General features: G+C 36.0%; 15 protein-coding genes. All 15 read left to right on the forward strand.

Annotation, left to right across the window (positions count from 1 at the left end):
• Positions 1–260 precede the first annotated feature (260 nt).
• The 15 genes from BLR62_RS05755 to glyS all read left to right on the forward strand — a co-directional run bounded on the left by BLR62_RS05755 (position 261) and on the right by glyS (position 14,134).
• Entirely contained in the window at positions 261–1,610 is a 1,350-nt protein-coding gene (locus tag BLR62_RS05755) for an NfeD family protein (protein ID WP_090794809.1), read from the forward strand.
• A complete protein-coding gene (floA, locus tag BLR62_RS05760) occupies positions 1,610–2,611 on the forward strand; it encodes a flotillin-like protein FloA (protein WP_090794474.1) in 1,002 nt (333 codons plus the stop codon). Before BLR62_RS05755 ends, floA begins: the two co-directional genes overlap by 1 nt.
• Positions 2,612–2,635: 24 nt before the next feature.
• A complete protein-coding gene (locus tag BLR62_RS05765) occupies positions 2,636–3,136 on the forward strand; it encodes a hypothetical protein (protein WP_090794476.1) in 501 nt (166 codons plus the stop codon).
• 99 nt (positions 3,137–3,235) lie between these two features.
• The gene (locus BLR62_RS05770) at positions 3,236–3,538 is read left to right on the forward strand and encodes a YabP/YqfC family sporulation protein (RefSeq protein ID WP_176759227.1); all 303 of its coding nucleotides are present in this window, start codon (positions 3,236–3,238) and stop codon (positions 3,536–3,538) included.
• A 5-nt stretch (positions 3,539–3,543) separates the two neighbouring features.
• On the forward strand, positions 3,544–4,752 hold the full coding sequence (yqfD, locus tag BLR62_RS05775) for a sporulation protein YqfD (RefSeq protein ID WP_176759228.1): 1,209 nt from the start codon (positions 3,544–3,546) through the stop codon (positions 4,750–4,752).
• A 3-nt stretch (positions 4,753–4,755) separates the two neighbouring features.
• A complete protein-coding gene (locus tag BLR62_RS05780) occupies positions 4,756–5,718 on the forward strand; it encodes a PhoH family protein (protein WP_090794483.1) in 963 nt (320 codons plus the stop codon).
• Positions 5,699–5,878 carry a hypothetical protein gene (locus BLR62_RS12450; RefSeq protein WP_090794484.1) on the forward strand — a complete coding sequence of 60 codons (180 nt, stop codon included), beginning with the start codon at positions 5,699–5,701 and terminating at the stop codon, positions 5,876–5,878. Before BLR62_RS05780 ends, BLR62_RS12450 begins: the two co-directional genes overlap by 20 nt.
• Complete coding sequence (locus BLR62_RS05790) at positions 5,844–8,006, forward strand: HD family phosphohydrolase (RefSeq protein ID WP_090794487.1); 2,163 nt, start codon at positions 5,844–5,846, stop codon at positions 8,004–8,006. Before BLR62_RS12450 ends, BLR62_RS05790 begins: the two co-directional genes overlap by 35 nt.
• Positions 8,007–8,474, forward strand: a complete 468-nt coding sequence (gene ybeY, locus BLR62_RS05795) for an rRNA maturation RNase YbeY (RefSeq protein WP_090794489.1) — start codon at positions 8,007–8,009, stop codon at positions 8,472–8,474.
• Positions 8,449–8,829, forward strand: a complete 381-nt coding sequence (locus BLR62_RS05800) for a diacylglycerol kinase family protein (RefSeq protein WP_090794492.1) — start codon at positions 8,449–8,451, stop codon at positions 8,827–8,829. Before ybeY ends, BLR62_RS05800 begins: the two co-directional genes overlap by 26 nt.
• A gap of 19 nt (positions 8,830–8,848) precedes the next feature.
• The gene (era, locus tag BLR62_RS05805; RefSeq protein WP_090794495.1) at positions 8,849–9,754 is read left to right on the forward strand and encodes a GTPase Era; all 906 of its coding nucleotides are present in this window, start codon (positions 8,849–8,851) and stop codon (positions 9,752–9,754) included.
• Between the two features lie 140 nt (positions 9,755–9,894).
• Positions 9,895–10,047: a YqzL family protein gene (locus BLR62_RS05810; RefSeq protein ID WP_090794500.1), complete on the forward strand. Its 153-nt coding sequence runs from the start codon at positions 9,895–9,897 to the stop codon at positions 10,045–10,047.
• Positions 10,048–10,064: 17 nt separating this feature from the next.
• The gene (recO, locus tag BLR62_RS05815; protein ID WP_090794504.1) at positions 10,065–10,805 is read left to right on the forward strand and encodes a DNA repair protein RecO; all 741 of its coding nucleotides are present in this window, start codon (positions 10,065–10,067) and stop codon (positions 10,803–10,805) included.
• Between the two features lie 367 nt (positions 10,806–11,172).
• Positions 11,173–12,063 carry a glycine--tRNA ligase subunit alpha gene (gene glyQ, locus BLR62_RS05820; protein ID WP_090794507.1) on the forward strand — a complete coding sequence of 297 codons (891 nt, stop codon included), beginning with the start codon at positions 11,173–11,175 and terminating at the stop codon, positions 12,061–12,063.
• Complete coding sequence (gene glyS, locus BLR62_RS05825) at positions 12,053–14,134, forward strand: glycine--tRNA ligase subunit beta (protein ID WP_090794510.1); 2,082 nt, start codon at positions 12,053–12,055, stop codon at positions 14,132–14,134. Before glyQ ends, glyS begins: the two co-directional genes overlap by 11 nt.
• The last annotated feature ends 6 nt before the right edge of the window (positions 14,135–14,140 follow it).

Consider the following 14,140-nt stretch of genomic DNA (forward strand, 5'->3'; position numbering starts at 1 on the left):
CTTCATTGCTCCATAAAAAGAAATCCTCTGTCATCGTGTATGATGGAGGATTTTTTGATCATTGTTTGCTATAAATTACTATATTTAATTAAATGTGGTAAAAAAACGCATCACTCTGGTAAGATGAATAAATTTAACGATAATGCTATTGAATAAATTAATGGAGTCAGTGCGAGATTTTTTTAAAATTATGTTAGAATAAGAAATGACAAGATTTGTTTACTTATAATTCGTGTCTTGTAAAGGAGGTGGTGTATGTGATGTATCGTTTGTTTAAAAGATTTGTATGTATTGCTGTCATTTTCATTGCCACTGGTTTTTTATTGAGTGATTCTACTACTCATGCAGAATCACAAGATGAAGGTGATGGTCAACTCGTCCATGTTATTCCGATAGAAAAGGAAGTTGAGCGAGGGCTAGAGGCTTTTTTAAGACGAACAACTAGTGAAGCGGCTGAGGAAAATGTCGATCATATTATTTTTGAGATTAATACACCTGGCGGAAGAGTCGATGCAGCCAATAACATTGGTGCTTTGTTGCAAGGTGTTGATATTCCAATGACTGCTTACATAAGAAGTCAAGCGCTCTCAGCGGGGTCTTATATAGCACTTTTTTCTGATCAGATTTATATGAATCCTCAAGCAACAATGGGAGCGAGTGGCGTTGTAACAGGTGATGGTACGGCAGCTGATGATAAGGCACAGTCATATTGGATTGAAGCAATGGGAAGTGCTGCTGAGGCTAAAGGGAGAGATCGTCTCTATGCTGAAGCGATGGCTAATGCCGATATCGACTTACCAGAATATAATGCACCTTCTGGATCATACTTAACTTTAGGGCCTGCTTCTGCTCTTGAGGTAGGTTACTCTGAAGGCACGGTAAATCACCGAACTGAGTTACTAGAAGAATTAGGTTTGGCTAATGCAACCGTTGAGGAGATTGAAGTGACAATTGCAGAAGAAGTCGCTCGCTTTTTAACAAACTCCGCAGTTGTATCTATTTTACTTTCACTCGCGGGTCTTGGTTTGATTCTTGAACTTTACTCACCAGGATTTGGTGTAGCGGGGTCAGTCGGTGTTTTATCAATCTTACTCTTTTTCTATGGACACACTATTGCTGGCTTTGCTGGTCAAGAAGCCTTTATCTTGCTAATTCTTGGGATTGGTTTGATTGTGGCTGAATTTTTTGTCCCAGGCGGTATTTTAGGTGGGTTAGGTGCCCTTGGTGTGTTAGGTTCACTTTTTATGGCAACGCCAAATCCACGCCAATTAAGCATTAGTCTTTTAATTGCACTAATCATTACAATTGGAGTGGCAATCTATTTATTCCAAAGAATAGGTCTTGAAAAAGGTGTGTTTAAATATATTATTTTAAACGATTCTGAAACACCAGAAAGAGGTTATATATCCAATCAAAATCGTCATGAGTTAACACATCAAACAGGTACAACGCTTACACCACTGCGACCAGCTGGTACAGCATTGATCAATGGAGAGCGATTAGATGTTGTGTCGGAAGGGAACTTTATTGCTCGGGATCAACAAATAACAGTAGAAAAAGTTGCAGGATCACGAATTGTTGTAAGAGAACGAAAAGAGGAGGATAACTAATGGATAATGGATTTGAAACTGTATCAGATTTTATGCCAATTATTATCATTGCATTAATTATTATTGCTTTGGTGGTACTACTGACATTTATACCCGTTGCTTTATGGATTAGTGCTTTAGCTGCAGGTGTTAAAGTTAGTATTTTCACACTTGTAGGTATGAGGTTACGTCGTGTTGTTCCACAACGTGTTATTAACCCACTGATTAAGGCGCACAAAGCGGGTGTTGATGTCACGATTAATCAACTCGAAAGCCACTACTTGGCTGGTGGTAATGTTGACCGTGTTGTGAATGCTTTAATTGCCGCTCAGCGTGCAAACATTGAATTAAGTTTTGAACGAGCAGCTGCTATTGATTTAGCTGGTCGTGACGTTTTACAAGCCGTTCAAATGAGTGTTAACCCTAAAGTAATCGAAACACCATTTATTGCAGGTATTGCAATGGACGGGATCGAAGTAAAAGCAAAAGCACGTATTACCGTGCGAGCTAACATTGACCGTTTAGTAGGTGGTGCTGGTGAAGACACTGTTATCGCGCGTGTCGGTGAAGGTGTTGTTAGCACAATTGGTAGCTCTCAAAACCACAAAAAAGTGTTAGAAAATCCAGATTCAATCTCACATAATGTATTGAATAGAGGCTTAGATGCTGGTACCGCATTTGAAATTCTATCGATTGATATTGCTGATGTGGATATTGGTAAAAACATTGGTGCGATCTTGCAAACAGATCAAGCTGAAGCAGACAAAAACATCGCACAAGCAAAAGCTGAAGAACGTCGTGCGATGGCAGTTGCTCAAGAGCAAGAGATGGTGGCACGAGTACAAGAGATGCGCGCTAAAGTTGTAGAAGCAGAAGCTGACGTACCTCTTGCGCTAGCTGAAGCACTACGTTCAGGTAATATGGGTGTTATGGATTACATGAACTATAAAAACATCAATGCTGACACAGGAATGAGAGATTCGATTTCTGAAATGACAGAAGATGAATCTGACGACGAATAAAAGTCAAAATAGTGAGGTGGCATAATGGAAGATATAATTGTTCCATTGATAACCTTTTCTTTAATTGTTGGCGGAAGTATGTTTAAATCGTTCCTCTCAGGTCAAAGGGATGAAGAAGCTTCGCCTGATCAAGGAAAAACGCAAAATAGACAGCGTCCTAAGCCGACAATAAAGCCAGAGTATCAACCAGTAGATCAAAAAACGCACGAACAATCTAGTTCCAATTTGGAATCGGATATGTCCGCTGCTAATACTGGCAATCAGAAAAATAAACAGTTAGAAGAATTGAGAAAAAGTCTTAATTTATCTTCTAAAAAAGAAACACAACAACAGAATCAACAAGCGCAAAAGTTAAGACAAAAAAATGGAAGCACGCTCGTTTCTGCTACGAATAAGAAGAAGAAAACAAAAAGGCGTTCATATCTAGCCCCAATAAATCGACAAACATTTGTTCAAAGTGTTGTGATGAAAGAGGTTTTAGGTCCGCCTAGAGCGCAGAAGCCATATCATCCGACTAAGCGCTAAACTAAACTCCAATCATTAATGAATCCATTAATGATTGGAGTTTTTTCGTTCTGTCTCATTAATAAAAACCATATGTTAGTAATAGGTGAGGTGGAGCATGTGTTAAAGCTTATTAATCAAGTGAAATCATATATAGATAATCATGATATTGTAAATGAATTAAAACTTGCAAAAGTGACAACGGTTGGAACGATTCATACCTATGTTGAAAATCATCAAGGTATCATTTCATTCACCTCCAAACAGATAAAACTAGAGGTTCCCAATGGATCGATCGATATATTTGGTAAAGAGTTAATGATCAATCGATTGGAAAAAGATGAAGTGATTATTGAAGGTGAAATTGATCTAATAAAACTTAACGATTCTGATCGAGGTGATAATCCATTCAGTCAAAGATGAACAGGTTGACAAGGACGTTGGTTGGTATTCGAATAAAAGGGGATCAATCGGAAAAATTTTTTGAACTGTGTCGTCGTCATCAGGTTAAATTATTTAAGTTGAAAGAAATAGCAAACAATGACTATATCATGTATATAGCATTAGAAGATTTAAAAAGCGTAAGAAAAATCCGTTATAAAACCAAACTTAAATTAACTTTTATTGATAAGAAAGGATTCCATTTTTTTAAGAACTCATTAATAAAAAAAAGTTCACTTGTTGTGGTTTGCGTGTTAGCTTTTCTTTTCTTTCTTTATTTAACACAAGCTATTTGGCTGATTGAAATTGAAAGTGATCAGGATCAATTAAATTACCATATTAAACAACATTTAAAAGATCACGGAATTAAAGAAGGGGTGTTATCTTGGTGGATTGATTCCCCCTCTACAGTTCAATCAAGGTTATTAGATGCTTTTCCTGAAATTCTTTGGGTCGGTATAAAACAAAGCGGAATCACCTATCAACTAGAAGTTATTCCTAAGCAAATTGAAAAAGAAATAGAAGATGACAAACCGTTTAACTTATATGCTCAAAAAGATGGTGTTATAAAAAGAGCGCACGTGAGAAAAGGAAGACTTGTGGTAGGTCAACATGAATATGTAAAAAAAGGACAGTTGCTAGTGACCGGGCAATTAAATCCGAACGCAGAAGAAAATGATGAAGAAAACGAAGATGAAGTTGAAAATGAAAAATTGACATGGGTGGAAGTTGATGCTGAAATAATCGCAGAGACGTGGTATCGATCGACTGTTGAAGTGCCTCTATCTGTCAAGCAAGACTTAGAAACGGGACGTGTATACCAAAAACATAACGTTAAGATGTATAACATTAATATACCATTATGGGGGTTAAACAATGATCCATTTGACGATTATCATATAGAAAAGAAGGAGACAAGGTGGCGTTTAGGCCCCATTAAATTACCGGTTGTATTTTCATCGAGTCGTTATAAAGAAACGATTCAACACGATGAAGAAAGATCAGTTGAAGAGGCTGTTGAGATTGGAGTTAGACAAGCTAGAGAAAGTTTAAAACATCAAATAGATCCTTCCAGTTCAATTTTAAACGAAAAAATTTTGCATCAACAAGTCGATGATGGTAAAGTGAAGTTACACATATACTTCACTGTAGAAGAAGATATTGTGAATAAAGTGAATGATCGTCAAGGAGATTAGTGTATGTCTGAAGCTTTACAAGAAATTGATTTATACATCAAAGATACAACTGAAGCGATGAATTTATTCGGAGCAGAAGATAGTCATTTAAAGCAACTCGAGTTAAAAGTTGATGCTAGCATTATTACACGTGGTGAAAAAGTAAGTGTAAAGGGATCAAAAGAGCAAGTTGAACTGATTAGTTCTGTTTTAAATGCCTTACTGTTTGTGATTCGTAAAGGTATTAAAGTGTCAGATCGTGATGTGATTTATGCGGTAGAACTTGCGAAACGAGATCAAATTGATCAGTTTAAAACGTTATTTGATGAAGAAATTATGAGAAATGCAGTAGGACGTCCTATTCGTGTTAAGACATTGGGTCAAAGGCATTATGTAAAAAAAATTAAGCAACATGACCTTGTCTTTGGCATTGGACCAGCGGGAACGGGAAAGACTTATTTGGCCGTTGTTATGGCTGTCAAAGCTTTAAAAATCGGTCAAATTAAGCGGATTATTTTAACCAGACCAGCTGTTGAAGCAGGTGAGAGCTTAGGTTTTTTACCAGGTGATTTAAAAGAAAAAGTGGATCCGTATTTACGTCCTTTATATGATGCATTACACGATGTATTTGGTGCAGAACATACTGCCAGACTAATTGAGCGTGGTACCATTGAAGTAGCGCCTTTAGCTTATATGAGAGGTAGAACCTTAGATGATGCATACGTCATTTTGGATGAAGCTCAAAACACAACCCCTGAACAAATGAAAATGTTCTTAACACGTTTAGGCTTTGGATCCAAAATGATTATTACAGGTGACATTACTCAAATTGACCTTCCTAATGGGACTGTTTCTGGATTAAAGTCAGTACAGCATACATTAAAAGGTGTCTCTGGAATTGATTTTGTCTATCTTGACCAATATGATGTTGTAAGACATCCTGTTGTCCAGAAGATCATTGAGGCTTATGACGAAAACAAAGCGTAATAAAACCATCATAGCTAGCTATGGTGGTTTTGTAATTGCTGTAGATAAAAGGATATACAATGATAGAAAATCGTTGTATGATATTGGTAAGCCATATCCTCGTCATATCGAAGGAGCCAATAAATATGAAGAAACTATTCGAAAAATTAAAGACATTTAATACGACCCTAGTATTCATTTTGACGCTTATTATTTTAGGCGTGTCCATTTTTTTGTTTACACTTTCAAATGTCTATACTGAGACATATGAGATTGAAAGATTTAGTAATGCATCAGAAACAATTCGTTCACCAATCACGATCGAGGACACAAGAGAAACTGAAAGAAGACAAAGAGAAGCAATTCAATCAGTTGATGATCGTTATGTTATTTCTCAAGAAGTTACACAGGAGCGACTCGACTATGTGGGTGAGTTGTTTGATGCGATCGAAACGGTGGATGAAACATCGATAGATGAAGAAAATATTGATGAGTTTGAGGAAGAAGAAACCGATCCAGAAGACATTGAATTTGAACGATCAAGTTCAGATAAATTAATCGACTTAAAGCAGCTTCTATCGGAGCACCTAACGGACGCACTATCAGACGATGATTTATTGTCCCTCATTCAAATGAGTGAAAATGAAAAAGAAATTAGTTATGAGCTGTTAACGACAACGTTAAGAGAAATATTTAATGAAGGTATAAGGCGAGATGACATCGAAGAAGCACAAGAACTTCTGAATCAACGTTTACAGTATTCAAATCTAGATGATTCCATTCAAGAAGCGCTTGATTCTGTTGGCCAATTTGCAATTGATGAAAACTCCTTCTTTTCGCTTGAAGATACAATGGAAGCTGAACGTGAAGCCATTGAAAATGTTGAGCCAGCGATGATTCGAGCAGGAGAAGTTATTGTAAGAGAAGGACAAACTATCTCAAATGAGATTTATGACCAATTAGCTTTAGTCGGTTTATTGAGCAATGACCGAAACGTTTTCCCATTAATTGGGTTGTTTGTGATGAGTTTACTCTTAACAGGCCTTTTAGCTTATGGAATGGCTATCTATTTTGATATAAAAAATAAAGATAGTAAACATTTATTTGCGATCGCAGTTATATTTGTTGTCACATTAGGAATTATGAAATTTATTAGTTATTTTACAACAGATGAAAATCAACTTTATTTTCTAATGCCAATTGCAACAAGTAGCTTGCTTTTAAAGATATTATATAATGAAAAAATGACGCTAATGTTCTCGGTTGTGTTTAGTATTATTGCGACCATTATATTTAATGGTGAAATACCAGGTTCATTAAATCTTGAAGCGGGTATCTATTTATTATTCGCACAATTAAGTAGTATGATTGCTTTGATTGCCATTAAAGATCGAATGACGATCTTTAAAACGGTCTTAGCAACCGGGGTTGTCAATATATTAGTCATTTTAACCTTTATTTTCCTATCATATGAAAGTTATCAGTTAAGAGACATTTTTCTTCATAGTGGTTATGGTTTTATTGGCGCCATTGTGTCTGGTATCTTAACAATCGGTGTTTTACCGTTTTTTGAGTCAGTATTGGGTATATTATCAGATACGAAACTCTTAACACTGTCTAGTCCTAACCATCCATTACTTAGAAAGATTTTGACTGAAGCACCAGGTACTTATCACCATAGTGTGATGGTCGCTAATTTAAGTGAAGCAGCTTGTGAATCAATTGGTGCAAATGGTTTATTAGCTCGTGTGGCATCATATTATCATGATTTAGGGAAGACAAAACACCCTCATTATTTTATTGAAAATCAGATGGGTATTAAAAATCCGCATGACTATTTATCACCAAAACAAAGTGCTACCATCATTTTGTCACACCCATATGATGGTGCCAGAATTTTACGCGAACACAAACTACCAAGTGAAATTATTGATATTGCCGAACAACATCATGGCACAACACTTGTGAAGTACTTTTATTACAAACAAAAAGAGATTGATGAGCATGTAAAAGAAAATGATTACCGTTATCCAGGTCCTAAACCACAAACAAAAGAATCGGCCGTTATTTCAATTTGTGATTCTGTTGAAGCGGCTGTACGGTCAATGGATACACCATCCAAAGATAAAATTGATGAATTGATTAACTCGATTATTCATGATCGATTAATTGATGGTCAATTTGATGATAGTGCTTTAACATTTAAAGAATTAAATAAAATAAAATTAACGATTAGTGAGACGTTAAATGGCATCTATCATACACGGATAAAGTATCCAAGTGAAGATTATGCTAAGGAGGAGTTATAAATGCAAATAGACTATCATGATGACACAAACACTGTGAAGGACGATTATATTGATTTAATTGATCAATTAATCCGATTTGCAGCTAAAAAAGAAGCGATCCAATCGGAAATGGAAATGTCGATTAACTTTGTTGACAATGAAATGATTCAAGAACTGAATCGTAATTATCGTCAACTTGATAAACCAACAGATGTCCTATCATTTCCTCTACTAGAAGAAGGTAAAGGAGAAGTGGCTGTCTTTAATGAAGAGTTGCCCATAAGCTTAGGGGATATCGTTATTTCCGTTGAAAAAGCAAAAGAACAAGCTGCCGAATATGACCATAGTTTAGAAAGAGAATTTAGCTTTTTAGCTCTCCACGGATTTCTCCATCTCTTAGGGTATGATCATATGAACGAAGAAGATGAAAAAGCAATGTTTAAAAAACAAGAGGATATTTTACATGAGTTCGGATTATCAAGAGATTAAAAATAAACATGTCGGATTAGGATATGCAATTAAAGGATTAAAATATGCACTTCATCATGAAATTAATATGAGAGTTCATTTGATGATGATGATTTTAGTCATTGGTTGTGGCATCTTTTTAAATGTGAATGCGATTGAATGGGTGTTATTGATCTTAACGATTGGTTTAGTTGTGATGGCTGAACTATTTAACACGGCCATTGAATTAATTTTAGATTACTTAGCACCGGAATGGCATTCAGCGGTTGGTACCATTAAAGATGTGGCAGCAGGCGCTGTTTTAGTGGCGAGTTTATTAGCTATGGTTGTAGGAATCATCATATTTATGCCGAAGATCATAACGTTGTTATTTTAGGAGAAAAGAGGAATTTTATATGACAGATACACCTTTTAAGTCTGGTTTTGTAACCATTATAGGAAGACCCAATGTCGGAAAATCAACATTTTTAAATCGAGTCATTGGTGAGAAAATCGCCATTATGAGTGATAAAGCACAAACGACTCGAAATACGATTCAAGGCGTTTACACATCAGATGATGCTCAAATTGTATTTATTGATACCCCTGGTATTCATAAACCGAAACATAAATTAGGTGACTTCATGGTAAAAGTAGCAATGAACACTTTAAATGAAGTTGATGGTATATTATTTATGGTGAATGCTGAAGAAGGGTTTGGTCGAGGTGATGATTATATCATTGAGCGTTTAAAAAACGTTGATCAACCTGTTTATTTAATCATTAATAAAATTGACAAGGTTCATCCTGACCAATTGTTTGATTTAATTGTTGAATATAAAGAAAAACTCGATTTTAAAGAAATCATTCCAATATCCGCGCTTGAAGGACAAAATGTTGATCATTTAATTACAGTATTGAAAGATCAACTTGAAGAAGGACCGCAATATTATCCAGATGATCATGTAACTGATCACCCAGAACGATTCATCATAAGTGAATTCATCAGAGAAAAAGCGATCACGATGACACGTGAGGAAATTCCGCATTCGATTGCGGTTTTAATCGAAAAAATTGATGATCAGTCTCAAGGTAAAATATTGGTACAAGCATCTATTATTGTAGAACGTTCGTCCCAAAAGGGAATCATCATCGGAAAGCAAGGGACAATGCTTCGAAAAATTGGTAGCCAAGCAAGACGTGATATTGAACTTTTATTAGGTTCTAAAGTGTACTTAGAACTATGGGTTAAAGTTGAAAAAAATTGGAGAAATCGTGATCATCATTTAGCTGAACTTGGCTTTAATGAAGATGATTATTAATCAAGTGTTAAAATGAGACATATTGGTGATCGGTGTAAAATTCATTATTCATGGAAAAAAATAATCAACATTGATCGATTGAATTCGGTTATTCTATGTACATAGACGTGTGATAAAAAACATGAGAGGTTGAATGATTAATGAATCAGTTACCATGGTATGTTTTCACTCGGACAGGAGATGTAGAGGCTTATCTGTTAATGAAAGGTCTTGATATAGAGGATCAGGCATGTAGAAGCGACATCGAAAGTGCAGACACACAGCCATCTATAGAGCAGTCTGCTGAACAGTAAATGGGAGTTGAGTAAGTGTGTTTGAAAAGGTAGAGGGCATTATTATCCGAACTCAAGATTATGGGGAAACACATAAAATTGTATCTATATTGTCAAAACAATTTGGCAAGTTTCAAGCGATTGCAAGAGGAGCCAAAAAGCCCAAAAGTCGAATGGCTTCTGTCACTCAACTGTTTATTGAAGCTGATTATTTAGTTCAGCTAAAGTCGGGATTGAGTGTTCTCCAGCAAGGTGAAGTCATTCAATCGAATCGATACATTCGAGAAGATATTGTAGCAGCAGCGTATGCCAGCTATTTAGCAGAACTATCGGACAAGATGTTGGAAGATAAGCAAGCGAACTTGTTTATCTATCAGCAATTAAAATCTACACTATCAGAGATTTCTGAAAAAAAAGATGCGATGACTTTAGCGATGATGTATGAGTTGAAATTATATCGACTTGCCGGGTTTGCTCCTGTGGTCGATCAATGTGTAAAGTGTTCATCACTCGATTTGAAAGGTTTTTCTATTATTGAAGGTGGCGTTATCTGTTCGCGTTGTTCACACCAAGTAGAAGATATGAGATCACTAACCGATACACAATTAAAACTGTTACGATTGTTTTACGATGTTGATGTATCGAGAGTGCAGAACATTCAAGTAAAAGATGAAAATAAGAACGCACTTAGAGAACTACTAGATGATTATTATGATCAATATGGTGGCTTTATAATTAAATCCAAAAATTTCTTAAAACAACTGGATTTGTTGCAGTGATTAACCAGTGTTCATTCTTGACAAGTTACATTAACTATCATATTATTATGGTTAGCTATTTAATCGATGTGATGAAAGAGAAGAGTAGACCAATGAATTAGTTTAGCGAACTTGGGATGGTGAAAGCCAAGGATAAGGCATGGTTGAACGGCGCTCTGGAACATAGAAGCCAAAAGTGACTAAAGCACTTGCTTTAGTAAGTAGGGTGGAACCGCGGAAATCCCGTCCCTATGTCTTATTCAATTAAGGCATAGGGACGGGATTTTCTTGTTTTTTAAAATGGCGTGGATGTAAAAATTATTAGCGCGAAAACTGTTGATAATACTGTTAGCTTTTTAGTTGTGTACATAAAATAGGAGGTTTAGATATGCATATTCAAGACATGATATTAACACTGCAGAAACATTGGTCTAATCAAGGTTGTATTCTGATGCAGGCATATGATACGGAAAAAGGGGCTGGAACGATGTCACCTATGACATTATTAAGAAGTTTAGGGCCGGAGCCTTGGAATGTAGCTTATGTAGAACCATCAAGAAGGCCGGCAGATGGGCGTTACGGTGAAAACCCTAATCGGTTATACCAACACCATCAATTCCAAGTCATTATGAAGCCCTCACCAGAGAATATCCAGGAGTTATATTTAGATTCCTTAAAACAACTTGGTATTGATCCGTTAAAACATGATATTCGTTTTGTAGAGGATAATTGGGAAAATCCAACTTTAGGTGCAGCTGGACTAGGATGGGAAGTCTGGCTAGATGGAATGGAAATTACTCAATTTACTTATTTCCAGCAAATAGGTGGTCTTGAGGCTGACCCTGTATCAGTAGAGATTACTTACGGATTAGAACGTTTAGCCTCATATATTCAAGATAAAGAAAACGTTTTTGATTTAACGTGGACAGAAGGTGTGACACTGCACGATATCTTTTATCAACCTGAGTATGAGCACTCGAGATATACATTTGAAGAATCGAATACAGACCTTTTATTTAAGTGGTTCAGTGATTATGAACAAGAAGCAAAACAATTGATGGAAAAAGCGCTCGTATTCCCTGCCTATGATTATGTTTTAAAATGTTCTCATACGTTTAACTTACTTGATGCTAAAGGTGTTATTTCTGTGACTGAACGTACAGGGTATATTGGACGGGTACGTTCATTAGCACGTTCAATTGCTTCATTATATGTTAAAGAGCGTGAGAAATTAGGATTTCCAATGTTAAAAAAAGAAGGTGAACAAGATGACGCATAATGTACTATTTGAAGTAGGACTTGAGGATATGCCGGCTCGATTTTTAAAATCAACCGAATCACAATTTTTGAATAAGACAAAAACATGGCTTGATGAACAACGATTAACTTACCATTCTGTTGAGTCTTTTATAACACCGCGACGATTCAGTGTTTTGATTAAAGACCTATCAGAAAAGCAACCAGATCTTCATGAAGAAGTGAAAGGGCCTGCTAAGAAAATTGCTTTAGATGAGTCGGGTAATTGGACAAAGGCTGCAATTGGCTTTGCAAAAGGACAAGGGGCCGATGTTGATGCCATTTATTTTAAGGAAATCAAAGGAGAAGACTACGTCCATGTAGAAAAGTTTATTGAAGGTCAGAGAGCTGATGAAATCTTACAAAACTTTAAAGATGTTATTTTGTCTTTAACATTTCCTAAAAACATGCGTTGGTCTGACCGTTCACTCCGATTTATTCGTCCAATTAAATGGTTGCTTGCTTTAAAAGATGATGAGGTGATTCCGTTTGAAATAGAGGGCGTTCAAACCTCTAATCAGTCGTTTGGTCATCGCTTTTTAGGATCGACATTTACACTTTCTTCACCAACTGAGTATGAAGAAAAACTAGAAACTGAGTGGGTCATTGCAAATAGTGACAAACGAAAAAAACTAATTATGGAGCAGTTAAATCATCTTGAAACTAGTCATAATTGGGTTATTCCAGTTGATGATGATTTATTGGAAGAGGTTACCCAATTAGTTGAGTATCCGACCGCGTTTTACGGTCAATTTAGTGATGACTTTTTAGAAGTACCTGAAGAAGCGCTTGTTACATCGATGAAAGAACATCAGCGCTATTTCCCTGTTCGTGATCAGAACAATCGATTACTTTCCTACTTTATAGGCGTGCGAAATGGAAATGAAGATTATTTAGATACAGTTGCAAAAGGAAATGAGAAAGTTCTAAATGCACGTCTTAAAGATGCCGTCTTTTTCTATCAAGAAGACCAAAAACAAACTATTGATGACTACAATCAGAAATTAAGCCGTATGGTATTTCAGGAAAATCTAGGAACGATTAAAGATAAAGTGGATCGTATTACGAATTTAACAGAACAAATAGCTAAAAGCTTGTCATTAAACGAAACAGACATTAATGATGCCGTTCGAACAGCGGAAATTTGTAAATTTGATCTCGTCACACAGATGGTTAATGAATTCACTAATTTACAAGGAATTATGGGTGAAAAATATGCTCGTTTATTCGGTGAATCAGAAGCCGTTGCAAAAGGTATTAATGAACATTACATGCCTAAACATACAAATGATGCATTACCAAATTCAACGATTGGATCGATCGTTAGTGTGGCTGATAAGCTAGATACAATTGTGGGATGTATAAGTGTTGGACTAGTCCCTTCTGGATCTCAAGATCCATATGCTCTTAGACGTCAAACAATGGGTGTCATTCGGATTCTAAAAGAAGAAAATTGGTCACTTTCGTTTGAAGCGTTGATCGACCTTGTGCTTGAACAATTGACAGAAGTCAATAAAGAGTCACATGATTCAGAAATAACACTAGCCGTTAAACGCTTCTTTGAATCAAGAATTAGTTATCTTGCCAAAGAAGAGAAAATTTCACAAGATATCATTCGCTCAGTTAGTCATAGAAATTTAGGTGTTGTCAGTCAATTATTTGCTAAAGCACATTTATTAGAAAATAAACGTACAGATGAAGCGTTTAAACCGACTCAAGAAGCACTTGTTCGAGTAATGAATTTAGCGAAAAAAGGAGATTCCGTTCAAATTGATGAAACTCAATTTGAAAATGAATATGAAAACAATTTGTTTAATCGTATCGAAGCGGTTCAGCAACCCATTTCTGATGCTTATGATAAAGAAGATTATCAAGACGTACTCAATCAATTAACGTTGTTAACAGACGATATAAATGCTTTCTTTGATCATACAATGGTTATGGCGGATGATTCTAACGTACGTTCTAACCGTCTCGCTATGTTAAATCGTATTGCAGAAATGATTAACCCATTAGCTGACTTTACACTGATTGAATGGAAACAACAATTTTAACGAATA

It is taken from the genome of Pelagirhabdus alkalitolerans, assembly GCF_900096905.1.
Taxonomy (GTDB): Bacteria; Bacillota; Bacilli; order Bacillales; family Amphibacillaceae; genus Pelagirhabdus; species Pelagirhabdus alkalitolerans.